At 33.5% G+C, this 20,784-nt stretch carries 18 protein-coding genes and 1 other annotated feature; of the genes, 3 read left to right on the forward strand and 15 right to left on the reverse strand.

Going from position 1 to position 20,784, the window contains the following annotated elements; translation table 11 throughout:
* From ERL59_RS12335 to cymR, 4 genes are read right to left on the reverse strand one after another with little or no spacing between them, the layout of a single operon-like run.
* Positions 1–210, reverse strand: coding sequence for a hypothetical protein (locus ERL59_RS12335; protein WP_160646526.1), 210 nt, complete (start codon positions 208–210; stop codon positions 1–3).
* 27 nt (positions 211–237) lie between these two features.
* A complete protein-coding gene (locus tag ERL59_RS12340) occupies positions 238–744 on the reverse strand; it encodes a PRC-barrel domain-containing protein (RefSeq protein WP_160646527.1) in 507 nt (168 codons plus the stop codon).
* 16 nt (positions 745–760) lie between these two features.
* Positions 761–1,909 carry a cysteine desulfurase family protein gene (locus ERL59_RS12345; RefSeq protein ID WP_160646528.1) on the reverse strand — a complete coding sequence of 383 codons (1,149 nt, stop codon included), beginning with the start codon at positions 1,907–1,909 and terminating at the stop codon, positions 761–763.
* A 14-nt stretch (positions 1,910–1,923) separates the two neighbouring features.
* On the reverse strand, positions 1,924–2,346 hold the full coding sequence (gene cymR, locus ERL59_RS12350) for a cysteine metabolism transcriptional regulator CymR (RefSeq protein ID WP_160646529.1): 423 nt from the start codon (positions 2,344–2,346) through the stop codon (positions 1,924–1,926).
* A 346-nt stretch (positions 2,347–2,692) separates the two neighbouring features.
* Between cymR and mnmA the strand changes: the two genes are divergently transcribed.
* On the forward strand, positions 2,693–3,784 hold the full coding sequence (gene mnmA / locus ERL59_RS12355) for a tRNA 2-thiouridine(34) synthase MnmA (RefSeq protein ID WP_160646530.1): 1,092 nt from the start codon (positions 2,693–2,695) through the stop codon (positions 3,782–3,784).
* Positions 3,785–4,035: 251 nt separating this feature from the next.
* Here mnmA and ERL59_RS12360 read toward each other — a convergent pair whose 3' ends face one another.
* The 6 genes from ERL59_RS12360 to ERL59_RS12390 all read right to left on the reverse strand — a co-directional run bounded on the left by ERL59_RS12360 (position 4,036) and on the right by ERL59_RS12390 (position 12,345).
* Positions 4,036–4,449 carry a hypothetical protein gene (locus ERL59_RS12360; RefSeq protein WP_160646531.1) on the reverse strand — a complete coding sequence of 138 codons (414 nt, stop codon included), beginning with the start codon at positions 4,447–4,449 and terminating at the stop codon, positions 4,036–4,038.
* A gap of 207 nt (positions 4,450–4,656) precedes the next feature.
* A complete protein-coding gene (locus ERL59_RS12365; RefSeq protein ID WP_160646532.1) occupies positions 4,657–5,964 on the reverse strand; it encodes a replication-associated recombination protein A in 1,308 nt (435 codons plus the stop codon).
* Between the two features lie 763 nt (positions 5,965–6,727).
* On the reverse strand, positions 6,728–7,495 hold the full coding sequence (locus ERL59_RS12375; protein ID WP_160646533.1) for a tRNA threonylcarbamoyladenosine dehydratase: 768 nt from the start codon (positions 7,493–7,495) through the stop codon (positions 6,728–6,730).
* Positions 7,496–7,509: 14 nt separating this feature from the next.
* Positions 7,510–9,291 (reverse strand): aspartate--tRNA ligase, encoded by a 1,782-nt coding sequence (gene aspS / locus ERL59_RS12380; RefSeq protein ID WP_160646534.1) that lies wholly within the window; start codon positions 9,289–9,291, stop codon positions 7,510–7,512.
* Between the two features lies 1 nt (position 9,292).
* Positions 9,293–10,561, reverse strand: coding sequence for a histidine--tRNA ligase (gene hisS, locus ERL59_RS12385; protein ID WP_160646535.1), 1,269 nt, complete (start codon positions 10,559–10,561; stop codon positions 9,293–9,295).
* Between the two features lie 247 nt (positions 10,562–10,808).
* Positions 10,809–11,065 (reverse strand) — a binding site (T-box leader).
* Between the two features lie 86 nt (positions 11,066–11,151).
* Positions 11,152–12,345 (reverse strand): GNAT family N-acetyltransferase, encoded by a 1,194-nt coding sequence (locus ERL59_RS12390; protein WP_160646536.1) that lies wholly within the window; start codon positions 12,343–12,345, stop codon positions 11,152–11,154.
* Positions 12,346–12,597: 252 nt separating this feature from the next.
* Here ERL59_RS12390 and ERL59_RS12395 point away from each other — a divergent pair, with 252 nt between their 5' ends.
* Positions 12,598–13,230 (forward strand): flavin reductase family protein, encoded by a 633-nt coding sequence (locus tag ERL59_RS12395; RefSeq protein ID WP_160646537.1) that lies wholly within the window; start codon positions 12,598–12,600, stop codon positions 13,228–13,230.
* 268 nt (positions 13,231–13,498) lie between these two features.
* Here ERL59_RS12395 and ERL59_RS12400 read toward each other — a convergent pair whose 3' ends face one another.
* The 4 genes from ERL59_RS12400 to ERL59_RS12415 all read right to left on the reverse strand — a co-directional run bounded on the left by ERL59_RS12400 (position 13,499) and on the right by ERL59_RS12415 (position 18,265).
* The gene (locus ERL59_RS12400) at positions 13,499–15,001 is read right to left on the reverse strand and encodes a coproporphyrinogen III oxidase (RefSeq protein ID WP_160646538.1); all 1,503 of its coding nucleotides are present in this window, start codon (positions 14,999–15,001) and stop codon (positions 13,499–13,501) included.
* Between the two features lie 128 nt (positions 15,002–15,129).
* Positions 15,130–15,375, reverse strand: a complete 246-nt coding sequence (locus ERL59_RS12405) for a hypothetical protein (RefSeq protein ID WP_160646539.1) — start codon at positions 15,373–15,375, stop codon at positions 15,130–15,132.
* Between the two features lie 35 nt (positions 15,376–15,410).
* The gene (gene dtd / locus ERL59_RS12410; protein ID WP_160646540.1) at positions 15,411–15,863 is read right to left on the reverse strand and encodes a D-aminoacyl-tRNA deacylase; all 453 of its coding nucleotides are present in this window, start codon (positions 15,861–15,863) and stop codon (positions 15,411–15,413) included.
* Between the two features lie 233 nt (positions 15,864–16,096).
* Positions 16,097–18,265, reverse strand: coding sequence for a RelA/SpoT family protein (locus ERL59_RS12415; protein WP_160646541.1), 2,169 nt, complete (start codon positions 18,263–18,265; stop codon positions 16,097–16,099).
* 302 nt (positions 18,266–18,567) lie between these two features.
* Between ERL59_RS12415 and ERL59_RS12420 the strand changes: the two genes are divergently transcribed.
* Complete coding sequence (locus ERL59_RS12420) at positions 18,568–20,124, forward strand: Na+/H+ antiporter (protein ID WP_160646542.1); 1,557 nt, start codon at positions 18,568–18,570, stop codon at positions 20,122–20,124.
* Positions 20,125–20,260: 136 nt separating this feature from the next.
* On the opposite strand, the gene ERL59_RS12425 is transcribed toward ERL59_RS12420, so the two are convergent.
* Positions 20,261–20,773, reverse strand: a complete 513-nt coding sequence (locus ERL59_RS12425) for an adenine phosphoribosyltransferase (RefSeq protein WP_160646543.1) — start codon at positions 20,771–20,773, stop codon at positions 20,261–20,263.
* Between the last annotated feature and the right edge of the window lie 11 nt (positions 20,774–20,784).

Raw genomic sequence — 20,784 nt, forward strand, 5'->3', positions numbered from 1 at the left:
TTAAGTTGCGTGTATTTCTTGGATCTCTTCTGACATTTCTTCTTCAAAAAATAAATCATCCAGAGAACTGAGGGAACCATCTTCTTCTACTTGAAATACTGACATTTTTTCTCCATTAACTGTTAGTTCTATGAAACAACCCCAACAGTAAAATTGATGTGATCCTATTTTTCCAATATCTTTAGAATTACAATTTGGACAACGTAACACCTTATTCACCCTATCCCTTCGAATTAATCATGAATCCTCCAGATCTTGTTCACTCTGAACAGGAACGATTATTGCGTCTTTTCCTACGGTTATCTGTATAGGAGCAGGCATCCACTTTTTTCCATCCTGTATATCTGAGATTAAACCATCTGTTAATTCATATCCTATTATTTTTCTTCCCAATTTCCCACCAAAATAAACATCATCAACCATTCCTAATTCATGACCATTCACCGTTAAAATTGGAAGACCCAGTATTTTTTTCTCTCCATCGTATAAAGGATGAAACTGATTAGATACATCATCTAGCTGCTGAATAACCTCTTCATTTTGTATGGTTACAGCATCTTTACCAAAGGAAATTATATTTTTCCAATCCACAATTCTAGTTGAAGAAAACCAGCGTTTTCCTTCTAAAATAATTGCTTGAATTTCCCAATTATTGTTAAGTAGAAAATCTTTTACAGAGCCTGTTTGCTCACCCTTCTCAATCTCAATGACGGGTAATCCAATGATATCTCTGGCTTTATGCAAAATATAACTCTCCCTTCTACTTACTACGTAAACGATTCACAATGGTTCCAATTTTTTTTGCAGCTGTTATGATTTCTTTTTTTGTATTATTTATACCCAAACTGAAACGAATGGCTCCTTTTTTCAATTCGGGAGAAATATCCATTGCATCTAATACATGTGAGTCCTCGATAGAACCAGATGTACAAGCAGACCCACTAGAAGCTGCAATCCCTTCAATATCAAAATTCATCAACAACGTTTCCTTGTTCATTTGTTGAAAACTTACATTTAAAATATGCGGCAATCTTTTGATAGGATGACCATTAATAACGAAACCTTCATGTCCTAATTCTTCTCTTAACTTTTCAATCAACAGAGATCTTAAACCATTTAGAATTTTCTGATTTTTATCTACATTATGAACGGAAAGCTCAATCGCCTTAGAAAAACCTACAATGGCTGCAAGATTTTCCGTACCTGCACGACGTTTACGTTCTTGGTTTCCACCATATATATTAGGAAGTATTTGCATTTTTTTATTTACATACAGTAAACCAATACCTTTAGGTCCATTAATTTTATGTGCAGAAAGACTCATAAGATCAACAGGAAGATCTAAAAGGTTAATCTTTATTTTACCCAATGTTTGCACAGCATCTACATGAAAATAAATTCCTTTTTCACGCGCCAAACCACCGATTTCCTCAATCGGTTGTAGTGTTCCAACTTCGTTGTTTCCATAGTGAATACTAATTAATACTGTCTCGGGTTTGATTGCTTTATTCAAATCTTCAATTGAAACTAAACCAGTATTGTCAACAGGTAGGTAAGTAACGGCATGTCCTAGATCTTCTAGTTGTTGGCAAGAGCTTAATACAGCTTTATGTTCACTCTGAGTTGTTATCACATGTACAGGTTTTTGTTTACTTGCCGCTATAGTACCCATAATAGCTAAATTAACACTTTCTGTTCCACCACTTGTAAAAATAATCTCATTTGGACGGCAATTCAAATGTGATGCTATAGAGTCACGTGATGCATCTAAAGCTATTTTGGCACTTCTACCATAAGAATGGAGGCTTGAAGGATTTCCATAATGCTCTTTCAGAAAGGGTACCATTACATCAAAAACTTCAGGGTGCAGCGGAGTTGCTGCAGCATGGTCTAAATAAATATTATGCATTGTTAATCACCTTGTTAAATATAGAACATGTTACTCTCATGTTCATCTCCTTGATCTTGATAATGGATTAGATTTGCCAAAGTAGTTGAATCTAATACCTTTGCAATACTGTCACGAATATTGATCCAAAGATCTCTTTTTGCAGGATCATCTTCTTCTGTAAAGTCAACGGGACTGATCGGTCCTTCTAATACACGAATTACATCCCCTGCTGTTATTTCTTCTGGTGGTTTAGAACACTGATAACCACCATACGCTCCTCGAATGCTCTTCACTAAACCAGAGTTTCTTAATGGCGCTACCAATTGCTCTAGGTAATGCTCTGATAATCGATGCTTTTCAGCTATACTTTTAAGTGAGATTGGTCCTTCACCATAATTTGAAGCCAATTCCATCATGATTGTAAGTCCATAACGACCTTTAGTAGAAATTTTCAAGGTAACACCCCATACAATAAATATTAGTTTAGTTTCTTAGTTAGTTATAAACAGTAATCCATCATTTATACTGCCGTATGATTCATTTCAGTTATCTATATAAGGAAAAGTAAGTTATAAAAAGTTAGTTATTGAAAAGTTAATTATATGTTATCATATAAGAGCTTGCAATAGTAAAAAATTTAACTATTTTTATTAATTTTTTTAAAAATATGTTAAACTCATTACTATTGAAATATAAGGATAATAAATTAGGCCCACAAAAGTTATTAGATTCCTAAGTTGTGTTATATTTCCACAGTCCTACTTTTTGTAGGCATTATATATAATAAGTGAGGTTTTTATCATGTCTAACAACTCAGCAACTCGCGTCGTAGTGGGTATGTCAGGGGGCGTAGATTCTTCAGTCACAGCATTGTTATTAAAACAACAAGGTTACGAAGTCATTGGAGTGTTTATGAAAAATTGGGATGACACTGATGAATTTGGACATTGTACAGCGGAAGAAGATGCTGAGGATGTACGAAGAGTTTGTGCACAAATCGATATACCATTTTATACAGTAAATTTTGAAAAAGAATACAGTGATAAAGTATTTTCATACTTCTTAGATGAATACAAAAAAGGACGTACTCCAAATCCTGATGTGATGTGTAATCGAGAGATTAAATTTGGGGACTTTTTAAATAAAGCACTAGAATTAGGTGCAGATTATATTGCAACAGGTCATTATGCCCGTCTAGAACAAAAAAATGGTCAATACGCTCTTTTACGAGGCATTGATAATAATAAAGATCAAAGTTATTTTTTGAGTAAATTAAATCAAAAACAGCTTTCAAAAGCAATGTTTCCGATTGGACATCTACCAAAACAAGAAGTTCGTAAAATTGCGGAAGAATCAGGACTTGCAACGGCTAAGAAAAAAGACAGTACAGGGGTTTGTTTTATAGGAGAAAGAAATTTCAAAGAGTTTTTAAGTGAATATCTCCCAGCTCAGCCTGGTGATATGAAGACATTTGAAGGTGATGTAGTTGGACGCCATGACGGATTAATGTATTATACATTAGGTCAGCGTAAAGGACTAGGTATTGGAGGAAAAGGTTCTGGTGAACCATGGTTTGTAGCTGATAAAGACCTAAAAAATAATGTTCTTTATGTTGTTCAAGGAGAACAGCATCCTAGTTTATATTCCAAAGGACTCATTGCCTCTGATGCAGTTTGGATCAGTGATGAAACACCAGAAACCCCTTTAAATTGTACGGCTAAGTTTCGATATAGACAAAAGGATCAAGGAATCACTATCACTACAATCAAAGATGGGCAAATCCATATCCAATTTGATGAACTACAAAAAGCAATTACTCCTGGGCAGGCAGTTGTATTTTATCAGGATGAGATTTGTTTAGGTGGAGCAACAATAGACCAAGTATTGAAGTAAATGTATTTATTGTGCATTAAAAAAAAGTTCAAATTTTCACATAAAAGGACCTCAATTCTTACAGGTCCTTTTACTAAAACAAAAACATCAATCAACATTTCATTGAATTTATATAATATATCTGTACTCTCATACCTAATTAACAGGATATTTTGGCCTTTTCAAGCTCGTACGATCTGAAGACTTAAGAGCCATTCCAAAATGAAATTTATACATAAATTATCTAGATAAATATGAAAATAATGAATCAATCACTTTATAATCTCATATTGCAAGTCTGCCTCAAAAGTTCCAGTACAAAATTGAGTAGGATCTGGCCCAAAACACACTGCAATTGCTGCAAAGAGCTGTTCTACTTCTATCGTAATTGATGATTGCGCTAAAACAAGATTAACATTAATTACGCCTGCATCAATGACAAAAATGGCCATCAAACAATCAGGGTCAGAACTAGTATTCACAACTGTAATCATCCCTTTAGGTAGCTTTGGTGAATTTATTGGTATATTTTGTGCAAAAAATAAAAATGTAAAACTTGCAAAACCATTGCATAAATCACGAATAGGGACACACCTTTTTACAGAAATCAATTCTTTGGGTATTAATTTAAGCCCTGCACATGAGATAGGACAACAAATTTCACTTTGGGATGGATAGTTATTCATAAAGCTAATATCTCCTTTCCATAAAAGCTAATTTAGTAGATCTAGTTATAATAATATATGTGAAATCGTGGTAACTGCTTGTGTTAATCTACCGGTTGTTTTGCACATTTTCTATAATACTTTGTATTTTCGTAGTCTAATAAATGCAAAAAGTCTCTCATTCGTTGAGAGACTTTTTTAATATAAGATTTCTATTTATTTTTTATACTACTGTTTACCTCTACGTTTTTGGTTTACCTTAATTTTCTCTTCCATTCCCTGCTCGGTAGCTTCATAGAGCATTTGATTTTGAATTTTATCAGGTAAATACTGCTGTTTTACATAATGACCAGGATAATCATGTGGATATTGATATCCTTTATGTCCTAATTCTTCTGACCCTTTATAATGTGTATCTCTTAAATGCAGAGGAACTTCTGCTGATTTTATATTTTCCATTAAATGTGCAATCTTAGAAAGAGCTTTGGGAATCGCATTCGATTTAGGACTCTCCACTGCAAATAAAATTGCCTGGGAAATGATATATCTTGATTCAGGCCAACCTATCTTTTGATAAGCCTCCATAGCTGTTACAGATTGTACCATAGCCTGTGGATTTGCTAGTCCAATATCCTCACTACTAGTAATAATTAATCTACGGATGAACACCATCGGATCCATACCTAACTTTTCAACTGCATAGACAAACCAAAATAATGCTGCATCACTTGAACCTCTAATACTTTTATGAAAAGCGGACAAAACATCATATTGTGTGGAATCGTCAGCTTTAATAGTAGGGCGACGGATCGATTCCTCTGCTACTTCAAGTGTTACATGTATTTTGCCATTTGGATTGGGATGTGTGGTCATAACTGCTAGTTCTAAAGCATTTAAGGATCTTCGTATATCTCCATTTGCCATATGTGCAATATGCAGTAACGCATCCTCATCAACTTGGACAGGGAGCGTACCTAACCCTTTCCCCTCATTAGTTATAGCCCTCTTCATAGCTTCTAACGAATGTTCATATGTTAATGCTTGTAATTCAAATAAAGTGGACCTAGAAAGTAATGCACCATTGACATGATGAAACGGGTTTTCTGTTGTTGCTCCAATTAATATGATAATCCCTTGCTCCACTGCTGGTAAAAGAGCATCTTGCCTTGATTTATTAAAGCGATGTACTTCATCTAAAAAAAGAATCGTTTTTTTATGATACATTTGTTTGTTCAGTTTTGCATTTTCAATCACTTCCCGCACATCTTTAACAGACGCCTCTACAGCGTTAAGTTGTACAAACTCTCCATTGGTTTGGTTTGAAATGATATTTGCGAGTGTTGTTTTTCCGACACCAGGAGGTCCATATAAAATAATAGAAGTGATTTGATCTGCTTCAATTGCCCTACGAAGCAATTTTCCTTCACCAACGATATGTTGTTGACCGATATACTCATTTAAAGTTTGCGGTCTCATCCGATCTGCTAACAATTGATGTGCAGGTTGCTCTGATTCTTTATATGAAAATAAATCCATGATTTTCACTACCTTTTCCAATCAATCTATCACTAAAGTGATTAAATATTACATACATTTCTGAATGCTAAGACTACTATATCAAAATCACTACCTTGAATCCAAATTCTTTGAGAAGCAAATTGAAACGAATCACAAAATTAATATTTGCACATTTTGTCTGATATAAACACACAAGCATCTACGAAGTTAATATCATATAAATGTTAGTATAGGAGGTGATAATCATGCCACATTCTAGCAAAAAGAGGAAAAAGAGAGTGAGAAGGTTTGTAATATTTGCAAAGGTAATCGAAATTAAAAAGAAGAAAAAACGAAAAAAGAAACGTTATTAATTTTATCTTATAATCTATTAACTAATTTTAATAACTAACTAATATAGGGTGTTATGCACCCTATAAAATAAAAAGAATTAACATATGATGAACATAACTAATAACATTTACCGGTAATATTATAATCTTTCAATTCCATTTAGCATTTCTGCTGAACCATTAACTAAATTTGGCTTGTTTACCGATGAAACGTGCCGCACTTGAGCTTGCACCTGCTTACGTATATTTAGCATCAAATGACTCCAGATATGTTAAAAGTCAAAGCATTCATGTAAACGGTGAGTCATATTAAATCCTTAAATGATAAAGAAAATAAAGAAAACTCGCTGATTGGCTAGCCCAAAAAGATGAAAAAAATATTTATAAATTTTTATAATAAAAAAGAGCATAAAGCTCTTTTTTATTGACTCAGTCATATTAAACTATATTCAATACTTCCGCTGTACTTTCAAATCATTTGCAACCAATAAATCCTTAACAACTTCACTTGCCATAATTAGACCTGAAACGGAAGGTACAAAAGCGTTGCTTGAAGGTGGATGTTTCGCTTTACGAATTTCTGGTGCATTTTCAGGAACAATTTCATCTGTTACCTCTTCCAAAGGAACAATAGGTGGTTCCTTTGAATATACAACTTTTACACCTTTGTAAATTCTATCTTTTCTAAGTTTTTGACGTATGACCCTAGCGATCGGATCCATTGAAGTTTTAGAAATATCCGCGACTTCAAACTGAGTAGGATCCATTTTATTTGCTGCACCCATACTTGAAATTACTTTAATTTTTCTTTGTAAACATTGTTTAATAAGATGTATTTTGTAAGAAATTGTATCTGATGCATCTACAACATAATCTAAGGGTGTTTCAAAAAAGGACTCATATGTTTCTTCAGTGTAAAACATATTTAAAGCAATCACATCACATTCAGGATTTATTAATCCAATCCGCTCTTTCATCAGCTCCGCTTTAGACTGTCCAACCGTCGTTGTTAAAGCATGAATTTGCCGATTTATATTGGTAATATCCACAACGTCCTTATCAACTAAGATGATTCGACCAATACCCGAACGAGCAAGTGCTTCAGCTGCAAAAGAACCAACACCACCAATACCTAATACCGCTACCGTACTATTTTTCATTATTTCTAGCCCTTTTTTACCAATGGCTAATTCATTTCTTGAAAACTGGTGAAGCATAGTTATCTTCCTTTCTAGTTATTGCCAGCCTCTTGTTTGATTGCAAGACGAATGGATAAATCATCTAACTGATGTTGACCTACTTCAGAAGGAGCATCACTTAATAAATCTGCTGAGCTTGCAGTTTTTGGAAATGCTATTGTTTCTCGGAGATTAGAACTACCAGCTAACAACATGATTAAACGGTCAAAACCAAAAGCTATTCCCCCATGTGGAGGTGTCCCATATTCAAAAGCATCTAATAAGAAACCGAATTGCTCTTGAGACTCTTCTTTGGAAAATCCTAATGCACTAAACATTTTTTCCTGAATCTCTTTTTGATAAATACGCATAGAGCCACCACCAACTTCATACCCATTTAAAACAAGATCATAAGCTTGTGCACGAATCTCTCCTGGCTCTGTATCAAAAAGATGTATATCTTCTTCTTTTGGACGTGTAAACGGATGATGTAATGCTACAAAACGTTTTTCTTCTTCAGCGTATTCTACTAGTGGAAAATCAACGACCCAAGAAAATTTAAATTGTGATTCATCAATTAATCCTAAATCTTTCCCTATTTTCAAGCGTAAGTTTCCTAACACATCGGCAACTACTTTTTTCGAATCTGCAGAGAATAAAAGCAAATCACCATCTTCAGCTTGTAATCTTTCCTTTAATGCTGCTAACTCCTCTTCGCTGAAAAACTTAACGATAGGTCCCTTCATCTCTCCATTTTTCACTTGAATCCAAGCAAGTCCCTTTGCTCCATAACGAGCAGCATAAGGTGCTAAGTCATCAATTTCTTTACGACTCCATGTACCGCAACCTTTTGCATTAAGAGCTTTTACTTGTCCTCCTTTAGCTACTACGCTTGCAAATACTTTCACGCCAGAATTGACAACTAAATCTGATAAATCCACTAATTCTAAACCAAAACGAAGATCTGGTTTATCTGAACCGTACTTATCCATCGCTTCAGCATAGGTTAAACGTTGAAAAGGTCGTGCAATTTCAACATCTTTTAATTGTTTAAATAAACGTACCATCAGTTCTTCCATCATGTCCTGCAACTGCTCTTCTGATAGGAATGAAGTTTCAATGTCCACCTGCGTAAATTCTGGTTGACGATCCGCTCTTAAATCTTCATCACGGAAACAACGAGCAATCTGATAATAACGCTCAACTCCTCCAACCATTAACATCTGCTTAAATAACTGTGGAGATTGTGGAAGTGCAAAGAACTTTCCATCTTGTACACGACTTGGAACCAAATAATCACGAGCACCTTCAGGTGTACTTTTTGTCAAAATTGGCGTTTCTATTTCTAAAAAATCTTTTTCATCTAGAAAATCACGGAAAATCTTAGCCGCTTTAGAACGAAGTTTTAATGTTTTTTGCATTTCTGGTCTGCGTAAATCTAAATAGCGATATTTCAATCGTAAAACTTCATCCACATCAATTCCGTCTTCAATAAAAAATGGTGGATTTTTTGCTTCGTTTAAGATTTCTATTTCAGAAACTTGTACTTCAATTTCACCAGTTGGAAGATTCGGATTTAACGTTTCTTCATCTCTTTCTACAACCTTCCCTTTCACTGCTAAAACAAACTCATTTCTAGCCTTATCTCCTGTTTGAAGTGCTTCTCCTGAAAAATCTGGGTTAAATACAACTTGCATAATTCCTGAGCGATCTCGTAGATCAATAAACAAAACGCCCCCTAAGTCTCTTCTTCTTTGAACCCATCCGTTTAATATGACAGTATCTCCTACATTTGCTTTTGTCAAAGATCCACATTGATGTGTTTTTAGCATCATTTTACATGTTTCCCCCTTTTGTTATTTTTAACATTTCTTCTACAAAATTTTCTAGTGCAATCGTTTTTTGCTCTCGTGATTCTAATATTTTTAGAACAATTTCACCTCGTTCTAATTCTTCATCACCTAGAATAGCAGCATATTTCACTTTTTGACGATCAGCTGATTTTAATTGGGCTTTCATTTTTTTACCTAAATAATCTTTTTCAGCCTTAATGCCTGCCTGCCTTAACTCATATAAAACCTTTACACATTTTTCTTCTGCTTGTTCTCCTAATCCAACTAAATACACATCTAAAAGATTTTCTTCAGGGATTTGAACGTTTTGATGATCTAAAATAAGTAATACTCTTTCCAAACCAATTCCAAAACCAACACCAGGTTGATCCTGCCCTCCAATTTGTTCAACAAGACCATTATATCGACCACCAGCAGCAATCGTATCAATAGCTCCAATGCCCTCAGCTTTATATTCAAACACAGTATCTGTATAGTAATCTAATCCCCGTACCATTCTTGGATTGATTTCAAACTTTATATCCATCTCTGCAAGATACTTTTGCACCTTATCAAAGTGGATCATACTTTCCTCATCTAAACTGTCTAAAATAGAGGGGGCACCATCAAAATATTGTTGATCCTTCTTACAATCAAGGATTCTTAAAGGATTTCTTTCGAATCTAGACTGACAATCTTTACATAGCTGTTCTTTCACAGGAGTAAGGAATTCTTGCAACTTTCCACGATAGTTAGTTCGGCTCTGTTGATTCCCAATCGAATTTAATTCCACCTTCACACCTTGCAATCCTAAATCTTTAAAAAAGCTATAACCCAGTGATATCACTTCAGCATCAATGGCTGGATCAATGGAGCCAAAAACCTCTACTCCAAACTGATGAAACTGGCGAAACCGACCACTTTGCGGTTGCTCATACCGAAACTTTGGACCGATATAATACAGTTTTTGTATATCAGGTTCACCATATAGTTTGTTTTCAATATAAGCTCGAACAACCCCTGCTGTACCTTCAGGTCTCAAGGTCATATTACGATCGCCTTTGTCTTTAAAAGTATACATTTCCTTTTCTACAACATCAGTTGTTTCTCCAACACTACGAATAAACAACTCTGTTTGTTCAAAAATAGGTGTACGGATTTCTTTATAATTGAAACGATGGCACCAATCTCTGGCTTTTTTCTCAACATACTGCCATTTCTCTACAATACCAGGGATGAAATCCTGAGTTCCTTTTGGTTTTTGATATCTCATTTTTATTACCTCCCTTAGCTCAATTGAAACCTTACTAAACCTTCAAATCAATGATAAATAAAATTTTATAAAGTGATTTGTATCTTTATGTGACTTTACAGAACAGGATGTTCTGATGCATCGTTATCCTCAAGGACGAGGATGAACTTAGATGTAATCATTAAAATTAGTGGAACGAATAGGTGCAAACACGATTAACATATTATTTATCAATGGAAAATAAAAATCTCTCGTCCCTGATCTTATTATCAGGGACGAGAGATTGAAACAACAATAAACACCCGTGGTACCACCCACATTTAGGATAAATATCATATCCTACACTTATCGGTTAACGCCCGTATACGCCACACAGTTACAAAGGAAACTAATTGTAATTAATTCCTCTTCACTGTAAGTTCTCAGGGAGGTCTCTTCATTCAGTTTCATAAGGATGTTTACAGCCAATGACATCCCTCTCTAAGTATGAAGCTCTGAATTACTTTGTCCCTTCATAGAATCATTTAACATATTCAAATTTAACATTAACAATGATTTTAATATGGTTAAGTCTTAATGTCAAGCAATACAGTAAAGTGATAAACAAAGGTTTAGAAAAAATCCATAAAATAGGTTGTTTTTTTAGGGATCAAAAATTGCAATTCATTTATTTTTTCCTTTGGTCCCTTGATCTTTTCAAGCTTAAATAAAGTCTCTACACTCTGATAACCTGATAACAAACTGCTTAATGTTTGAATAGAACAGTGAATAGAGTGATCTACCATTTCATGTTGAGCACAAAAAGATACTTTATTCACTCTAGCTTTTCCATTTTCATCTATTTCTATTTCAAACAATCCATCATTCCATTCAGCAAATTCATCTTTCACAGTAATCATAAACTCCTGTTTTGCTCCTGAAGCATAAAATGGATAGGCTATAAGAAATTGCTCAACATCAACGATGCGCATCATAAAGTAGGTAATTAATTCTTGTTTAAACGTTGGATTATCTAAAATTGCGGTAAGTGGATCATTAGATGGAGCAATCAATTGAACATTATCAATCATTGAATCATGTTGATTAATCAACCTCCAAAGTTGTTTGCGAACAGATTCATTTAAAAAAACCATTTCTTTCACTTTCATTTCACGGTCTTTTACTTTATATAATAAATACCCTTCAGGTTTCCCAGATTCATTATAATAGACTTGGATAGTTTGCGTTTCTCCAAAAACTCGATTAAACCACCATGTCTCATCTCTTTTTAACATTCCATTAAACCCAGAAGTATATTGTTCATAAATTTCGTTTAATAATGGCCAACAATCCTGTATATTTTTAAATCTTTTGATAGTACCTATAGTAGTTTCTACTTTCGGAAATTGTGAAATAGGTATTGTATATTTTTTGTATTCACTTAAAGTTTCCCATCCATATTTTCTATAAAATGCAAAAGAAAAAGGAGCTAGCATTGAAACTGTCATATTTTTCTCTTTCATTTCTAATAATGTTTTTTCTAATAACTGCTTCACCAGACCTTTTCTACGATATTCAGGCCAAGAAGCAACACCAGCAACTCCACCCATTGAAAAAACTTGATTATGTATAAAAACTTGAAGTGGCAATAAACTGACCATAGAAATTAACTGATCATTGTTAAAGTAACCCCAAATATGTTCAGGTTTTAATTTTGAACGAATTCCTGCCCTTTCTTCTGAGTTTGCTTCGTATTGAAATGCAAAAGTGGATAGTTCTATCACATCATCTAATTCATCATATTTACATTTTCTTATTTCTTCCATAATCTACACCTCTTTGGTTTATTAAAATCTATTACTATTTCAAAAAAAAAAATGTATATAAATTGATTTTTTCTAATTACTATCTTATATGTTCGTGTTAAAGATCACAAGAAATCTATGAAAAAATAAAAGGTAGTCTGCTCAAATACATACTTCAAAATTACCACGCAATAATTTGAAAGAATTTAAAGAACTCCATACGATAAGATAAATGTATAAAATCCATGTTAAAAAACGAAAGGAACACTGATTATGCATAAAATTATTGAACCTAAAATTCTTTATTTCGGTACACCTGTTGTACTTATAAGCACATTAAACGAGGATGGTACACCTAATTTAGCACCAATATCATCTGCTTGGTGGCTTGGTCAGTCCTGTATGTTGGGAATGAGTAAATTTTCGAAAACCGTACAAAATTTAGAACGGGAACGTGAATGTGTTCTAAACCTTCCATCAGCAGATCTAGTTAGGGCTGTTGATCAACTTGCATTGCTTACGGGGAAAACTCCTGTGCCTAAATATAAAGAAAAAATGGGATATCGTTATGAGCCAAACAAATTTGAAATAGCAGGATTGCATCAAATCCATTCCACTTTGATAAAGCCTCCTCGTGTTGCTGAATGTCCTGTCCAACTTGAAGCTGTTGTAGAATGTGTGAACCCAATTCATGATCCTAACAGCTCATTAGTTGCAATTGAGGTAAGTATACAACGAGTACATGTAGAAGATTACCTATTAGTAGAGGGAGAAAAAAATTATATCGATCCAGAAAAATGGAATCCGTTAATTATGAATTTTTGTGAGTTTTTTGGACTGAGTAGTAAACTCCATCCATCTAAGCTTGTTCCTGCCTTCGGTCTCCCACAAAAAATAGTTACTTAGAAGTCATCAAATAATGCATACTCTCGAAGATCTAATCAAATAAACAACAAATAAGACCATCATGAAACTGCTAGTTCATGGTCTTATTTGTTGTTAAAAATACCTTTTTAAAAAAAGAAATACCTGTAGCTACGTAAACTACAGGTCTAAAACATTAATTTTATATATTAAAAAGGGGGTCATCTATTATTATAGGGAAGCAATATTAAAATAAAGTTTAAAACAGATTACAATTATGTTACAAAAATGTAAGCGTTTTAATTGAATGTTATTTTCTTAAAAATAGTTCATTTAAAGTTTTAATTTTAACTTCTGTATATTTTTTGTAATGTTCATTATAGGCTTTTGGTTCTTTAGGGTTTGCAAATCGAGATATCTTACCTGTTGAAGGATCTACCCATTTACTTGAAGCCCCACAGCCTATACCTATGATCGTTTGTAGTTCCTCCATAATCATAATATTATAAATGCTTTCTTGACCTGGATGAGCATACCCTACATTTTCTAGATTTCCTAAAATGTTCTTTTGGCGATATAAATAATATGGTACAAAACCGTTCAACTTAGTCCATTCATTACCTCTGTTCATCATTTCTGTAACTTCATATCGATCTGCTACTTTGTACTTGTTTTTATTTTGTGTCATTTCTGACGCACGTTTAAAAGAAAGGGTATGAATTGTTAATGATTCCGGCATTAACTTTTTAGTTTCATCTAAAGTATGATTAAATTCTTTTAGCCCTTCACCTGGTAAACCAATAATCAAATCCATATTAATATTATTCATTCCCATTTCTCTAGCTAAATGGAATTTATTTATTGTTTCTTCCACTGTATGGTGACGTCCAATCGCTTTTAAAGTTTCTTGAGTATAGGATTGAGGATTGATACTGATGCGGTCTATATTCCACTTTTTCAATACTTCAAGTTTTTCTATTGTAATTGTATCTGGACGACCTGCTTCTACAGTAATTTCTCTAATTTGATCTACGTATGGAAAGGACATCGCCATTTCCTCGTATAACATATCCATTTCATCTGCTGTAATACTTGTAGGTGTCCCCCCGCCAAAATAAACGGTTGTAATTTTTATATTATTTTCCTTTAACCAAGTTCCAATTTGCTTCATTTCATAATGTAATCCCCCTAAAAATGAATCAACAGAACCTTGTTTTCCATTTATTGCATAAGCAGGGAATGTACAATAAGCACATTTTGTAGGACAAAAAGGTATCCCAACATAAATGCTAACTTCTGAACGAAGATTGTATAAATCAGGGACCATTGTTTTTTGTCTATCCACAATGGTTTGCATTAATTTAATCTTTTGATCATGAATTTTATACTGTTCTTTTAGTTCCAAATGTGCTTGTTCTTTTGAACTACCTGTCTTTAATTTTTGGTGAAGTAATTTTGTTGGACGTATACCCGTTAATATACCCCATGGCTGATTCAAACCAGTACATTGCTCAAATACATCTAATAATGGTTGGTTAATTAAGTGTTTTAATGTTTTACGTTTTTGTGATTCGGTAATTCCTTTATCTAGTTTTTTTATAATATTAGATTCAAAGTTTTTATTTTGATTCTGATCTTGAAGTAATACGGTTATCTTTGTGTCTTCTTGCTCATTATTCATATTTATATCAACATATAAATCTGCTTTTGTTATTTGTGAAAACGTAATATTAATCTCTTCAAAAAATAATCGAATAATGTTTTCTACAGAGCGATGAAATGTTGAATCCACTCCATTTATGTTAATTACCATTGTTTTTCCCCTTTATGAAATTAAGCTTTTTGAAGTTTTTAAATCTCCAGCTATTCAAGTTTAACCAACATCAAGAAAGGGGTCAATGTTAACTTAAATCATGATAGTTGTTGGTATCACAACTGATTTTAACGGAAAGTATTTTTGAGATTTATATCGCCATATTCGCTTGCTCTTTTTTTAAGATTGATATCATTTTGATGATTAATTTTTGTTTCATGAATTGTATGTTGTAGCAAACGATTAGCTATATCCAACATATATTTTTCTTTTTTGGACTGATGCATAATGAAATGACCACCTTTTTTATTGATAAGAGATAAAAACTTAGCTTTTATACCAAAGGTTGTTCTCTTATTCTGTTTAACGATCATATTACATCTATTCTGTCCAATTTAAATGTTCGCTATCACAAGGTAGGATTTGGACTCTCTACAATTAAAGTTACTGGCCCCCAATTTGTAAAAGAAACATCCATCATTTCACCAAACTTACCTGTTTCGACTATTAACCCCTGCTCTCTTAATATTTCATTAAATCGTTCATATATTTTATTAGCATATTCAGGGCGTGCTGCATTCATAAAATTAGGTCTTCTACCTTTTCTACAATCACCATATAAGGTGAATTGTGAAATGGATAAGATTTGGCCCGAAACATCCTTCACAGAAAGATTCATTTTCCCATGTTCATCTTCAAAAATTCTTAAATGACTGATTTTTTCAGCTAGAAATCGGGCATCTTCCTCCGTGTCATCATGATTTATACCAACAAGAAGCATTAAACCCTTATCAATCATTCCACACATTTCTCCATTTACAGTTACCTTCGCTTCTTTACTTCGTTGTACAACAACTCTCATTGCTTACTTCACTCCCACTTGTTTAAGTTAATCATTACAGAAAAATAGATGAAAAATCCGTCAATTCTGTTGAAATAGAAGTTGACGGAATAGGTTTTACATTGTATCAGGTTTGTAAAATCCATTTATCATCCAGTATGAATATGAAAATTCGCACCTATAGATGAGTTTTTAAGTCAGATAGAGTAAAATCCCCATCAGAATTTCGATGCATATGCATTGCTTAAACGAGTTTACTGCATAATTCTTTGAACAGAGTAAACATCCTTCACTCTTTTAATTTTTTCAACTATGCTGTGTAAGTGTTCTTTGCTTCGAATTAATATTGTCATATGAATGATTGAAACTTTGTTACGATCTGCTCTTCCTGATACAGCGGAAATAACCGTTTTCGTTTCAGATACAGCTTGTAATACTTCATTTAAAAATCCTCTACGATCATGACCCGTAATTTCAATTTCAACGTTATAGTTTGCTTCTACTTCAGATTCCCACTCTACTTCAATTAAACGATGGGATTCCTCATCATTTCCGGTAGGAATATTGTTACAATCAGCACGGTGTACAGATACACCTCTTCCTCTTGTAATGTATCCTATAATCTTGTCACCTGGAACTGGGTTACAACATCTTGCGAAGCGAATTAATAAATTATCAATCCCTTTTACACTTACCCCATGTGCTTGTCTGCTCTTTTTAACTGGATCAGGTTTGCTTTCCTGTATTTCACTTACTGCTTTTTCTTCCTCTTGCTCTTTACGTAGCTTTTCAGTTAGTCTTGTGCAAATTTGTGCAGCAGTAATCCCCCCAAATCCAACAGCAGAATACATGTCTTCAATACTGTTAAAGCTGAATTTAGGTAACACTTCATTTAACTCTGTTTCAGTCATCACTTCGGTAGGATCAAATCCTAATCGTTTTATTTCTCGTTCTATACTTTCCTTGCCTTTTTCAATACTTTCATCTCTTTTTTCCTTTTTAAACCACTGCTTTATTTTAGTTTTAGCTTGTGATGATTTAACTATCTTAATCCAATCTTGACTTGGTCCATATGAATGTTTTGAAGTAAGTATTTCAACAATATCTCCTGTTTTCAAAGAATAATCTAATGGTACTATTCTTCCATTCACCTTTGCCCCGATGGTACGATTACCTACTTCTGTATGAATACGAAACGCAAAATCCAAAGGTCCTGAACCGCTAGGCAGCTCAATTACCTCACCTTTAGGAGTAAAAACATAAACAAGATCAGAGAAAAAGTCCATTTTTAGCGATTCCATAAATTCTTCTGCGTTTTGCGCTTCATTTTGAAGATCTAATATTTCTCTAAACCAGTTCATCTTATCTTCAAAACTTCCATTTGGAACCATTGTACCTTCTTTATAAGCCCAATGTGCTGCAACCCCGAATTCAGAAGTTTGGTGCATTTCCCAAGTTCTAATTTGTACCTCTAACGGTTCTCCACTAGGTCCAATTAAGGTTGTATGGAGAGATTGATACATGTTAGGTTTGGGCATAGCAATATAATCTTTGAACCTACCTGGCATTGGTTTCCAAAGAGTGTGTATGATTCCCAAAGAAGCGTAACAATCCTTAATGTTATTTACAATAACGCGTATTGCTAATAAATCATAAATTTCATTAAATTGCTTACTTTGACTTTTCATTTTTTTATAAATGCTATATATATGTTTAGGACGTCCTGAAATATCAGCCTCAATCCCCATATCTTTTAGTTTTTGTTTAATATTTTGAATCACATCATCTATATATTTCTCACGTTCTGCTCTTTTTTTCTGCATTAAATTTACGATGCGATAATACTGCTGTGGATTTAAATAACGTAAGGAAATGTCTTCCATCTCCCATTTTATTGCGGACATTCCTAATCGATGAGCAATCGGACAAAATATTTCTAAAGTTTCATGTGCGATTCTTCTTTGATTTTCTTCCTTTTGGAATTTTAATGTACGCATATTATGCAATCTATCAGCTAGTTTAATTAAAATAACTCGCAGATCTTGAGCCATTGCAACAAACATTTTTCGATAATTTTCATTTTGATGTTCTTCTCTTGATTTAAACTTAATCTTTTCAAGTTTCGTCACACCATCTACTAACATTGCACAAGTATCACCAAACTGTTCACGCAATTGCTCTAAAGTCACATCTGTATCTTCAACAACATCATGTAAAAGAGCAGCAATGATCGAAATTACATCCATTTGCATATTAAGCATTATATCTGCCACAGCGATTGGATGAAGGATATAGGGTTCGCCTGATTTTCTTACTTGTCCTTCATGAGCTTTTTCAGCAAGATTATAAGCTTCTTTAATCAGTTCAAGATCAGGTTCTTTTAAGTATGCAGATGCCTTTTCAATTAATTGCTCGATGCCCATTAACTTACCTTCCTATTCTCAAGGATTTTCTATCATTATGCCTCTCAATCTTGCTTACGTCAACTATTCTCCATTATGTTTCATAAGAAATAGTTATAATTACAAGAACAAGTTTTACTAATACTTTAATAAAAATAGGTTACAAAATATGGATAATAGATATATGAGAATTATCTTTGTAAGCATAGTAGGCAATTTTTAAATTTTTTTGTAAAATATAATTCATATGAAAAAGTTAATTTTGGAAATACTTATTTTAATCCAATTTAACATTAGACTTAACTTTAAAAATGAGGTGCATTATGGAACATCAGTTTGAACTAGTATTACTATTGCTCGCTATTGCAGCAGGGATCACTGCATTAGCAAAAAAATTAAAAGCTCCTTATCCTATTGCTTTAGTTATTGTGGGAGCTATTTTAGGTTTGGTACATATTCCAGGATTAGAAGAACTAAAAGGTTTTATTGTTGAAGACGAGATTTTTACTTTTGTTATTGTATCAATATTTTTACCTACTTTATTAGGGGAAGCTACATTAAAATTGCCTTTTTCACATCTGAGAGAAAATAAAACGCCAATATTAGCTATGGCATTATTCGGTACATTAGTTACATATACAGTAATCGGATTTTTAGCCGTTTATATACTGGGATTGGAACTAAAAGTGGCCTTTATATTTGCAGCACTTATGGCAGCAACAGACCCTGTCAGTGTACTTTCTATTTTTAAAAGTATGGGGGTAAACCATCGGTTAGCAACGATTATTGAAGGTGAGAGTTTAATTAACGATGGTGTAGCCTATGTTCTATTTAAAATCAGTTTGACAACATTTATTTTTGCTGGATTTACAGAACTGGGGCAAGGATTAATAGAGTTTTTCAAAACTTCACTAGGAGGATTAGCCATTGGTCTACTCTTAGCCTATTTATTTTCAAAAATACTTCGCTACTTTGATGATTATCCACTGGAAATTGTTTTTTCTATGATTTTATTTTATAGTTCATTTTTCATTGCAGAAATTTTCCATTTTTCTGGAGTAATTTCCGTTGTTGCTGCTGGACTTGTGTTTGGAAATTACGGAGCAAAGATTGGAATGAGCCCTACCACAAAATTGAATATTAAAACATTTTGGGATGTACTTGCGCTTATTGCCAACTCTTTAGTTTTTTTAATGGTTGGTTTAGAAATTGCCAACATTGATATAACAGAGAAATGGATGATGATTTTATTAGCCATTCTTATCGTTTTAATTGGGAGAAGTATTGCAATTTATGGAAGCCTGGCTTTCACTCGTCATATCCCACTTGCATGGAAACATGTATTTAACTGGGGTGGTTTGAAAGGTTCATTATCCATCGCTCTAGCTTTGAGTTTACCTGTTTCCTTTGCAGGTCGAGAAGACATCTTAGTCCTCACCTTTGGAGTTGTATTGTTTTCACTTGTAGTACAAGGTTTAACAATAAAACCACTAGTGAATGTTTTAGGAGTAACAAAAACAAAAGAAAGCAGCCTCTCCTATGAAAAAACACTATCTGAAATCCATCAAGCAACAGCTGGAAGAAGAGCCATAGAAGAAATGAAAGATGAAGCAACTATTTCTCCACTGATCTTTAATAAGTTAGATGATGATTATCAAAAAAAATTAAATAAATTGCATAAAGAGCTTGAAAACCTATATAACAAATTCCCAAGATTACAAGAAGATCAACTGGTCAGCGCAAGAAAAAAATCTCTGTATGCTGAATATGAGGCTGTTGAAGAGCTAGCTAAGCAGCATCTCATTTCTTCTGAAACAGCTGAAGAAGAATACAAGAAAATTATTGACCTTTTGGAACAAGATAAAGAGGAAACAGATTAATTCTAATTAGAAAACATATAATTAAAAACCCGTCCAATATTATAGTGCTAATTTTGGACGGGTTCTATTTTTTGCACCAGTTCATCCATGAACTGGGAAACTTTAAGTATACAGTTCACTTTTTGGGGCATTCATATTAATATTGCATCAAAGAGAACATATCAATATCTTTTAATTTATCTTTTCCATTTAAATAAGTCAGTTCTATCATAAACGCTGCACCAACCACTTTTCCCCCCAATTGTTCCACTAAATCGATGGAAGTGGCAATAGTCCCACCTGTAGCCAATAAATCGTCAGCGATTAAAACCTTTTGGCCGGGTTGTATAGCATCATTGTGCATAGCTAACTTATCATTACCATATTCTAAACTATAATTTGCTTCAATCGTTTCACCAGGTAATTTACCACTTTTTCTTATCGGTATAAAACCAACTCCCATTGCATACGCCAATGGTGCGCCTACTACAAAGCCACGTGCTTCTGGACCTGCTATTAAATCAATTTCAAGATGTTTTACCATGTCTCTTATAGAATCAATCACTTGATGATATACTTGACCATTTTTTAATATTGTAGTTATGTCTTTAAAACGAATGCCTTCCTGAGGAAAATTCTCAATCACTCGAACATGTTCTTTAAAATCCATTTTACTTCCTC

It is taken from the genome of Chengkuizengella marina, assembly GCF_009910845.1.
GTDB lineage: Bacteria > Bacillota > Bacilli > Paenibacillales > KCTC-33759 > Chengkuizengella > Chengkuizengella marina.

Excerpts from the sequence above, each read along its gene's own strand:
- ERL59_RS12345 (WP_160646528.1), bottom strand. The coding sequence starts at position 1,909 with ATGCATAATATTTATTTAGACCATGCTGCAGCAACTCCGCTGCACCCT.
- mnmA (WP_160646530.1), top strand. The coding sequence starts at position 2,693 with ATGTCTAACAACTCAGCAACTCGCGTCGTAGTGGGTATGTCAGGGGGC.
- ERL59_RS12360 (WP_160646531.1), bottom strand. The coding sequence starts at position 4,449 with ATGAATAACTATCCATCCCAAAGTGAAATTTGTTGTCCTATCTCATGT.
- ERL59_RS12365 (WP_160646532.1), bottom strand. The coding sequence starts at position 5,964 with ATGGATTTATTTTCATATAAAGAATCAGAGCAACCTGCACATCAATTG.
- ERL59_RS12375 (WP_160646533.1), bottom strand. The coding sequence starts at position 7,495 with ATGCTTCACCAGTTTTCAAGAAATGAATTAGCCATTGGTAAAAAAGGG.
- aspS (WP_160646534.1), bottom strand. The coding sequence starts at position 9,291 with ATGATGCTAAAAACACATCAATGTGGATCTTTGACAAAAGCAAATGTA.
- hisS (WP_160646535.1), bottom strand. The coding sequence starts at position 10,561 with ATGAGATATCAAAAACCAAAAGGAACTCAGGATTTCATCCCTGGTATT.
- ERL59_RS12390 (WP_160646536.1), bottom strand. The coding sequence starts at position 12,345 with ATGGAAGAAATAAGAAAATGTAAATATGATGAATTAGATGATGTGATA.
- ERL59_RS12395 (WP_160646537.1), top strand. The coding sequence starts at position 12,598 with ATGCATAAAATTATTGAACCTAAAATTCTTTATTTCGGTACACCTGTT.
- ERL59_RS12400 (WP_160646538.1), bottom strand. The coding sequence starts at position 15,001 with ATGGTAATTAACATAAATGGAGTGGATTCAACATTTCATCGCTCTGTA.
- ERL59_RS12405 (WP_160646539.1), bottom strand. The coding sequence starts at position 15,375 with ATGATCGTTAAACAGAATAAGAGAACAACCTTTGGTATAAAAGCTAAG.
- dtd (WP_160646540.1), bottom strand. The coding sequence starts at position 15,863 with ATGAGAGTTGTTGTACAACGAAGTAAAGAAGCGAAGGTAACTGTAAAT.
- ERL59_RS12415 (WP_160646541.1), bottom strand. The coding sequence starts at position 18,265 with ATGGGCATCGAGCAATTAATTGAAAAGGCATCTGCATACTTAAAAGAA.
- ERL59_RS12420 (WP_160646542.1), top strand. The coding sequence starts at position 18,568 with ATGGAACATCAGTTTGAACTAGTATTACTATTGCTCGCTATTGCAGCA.
- ERL59_RS12425 (WP_160646543.1), bottom strand. The coding sequence starts at position 20,773 with ATGGATTTTAAAGAACATGTTCGAGTGATTGAGAATTTTCCTCAGGAA.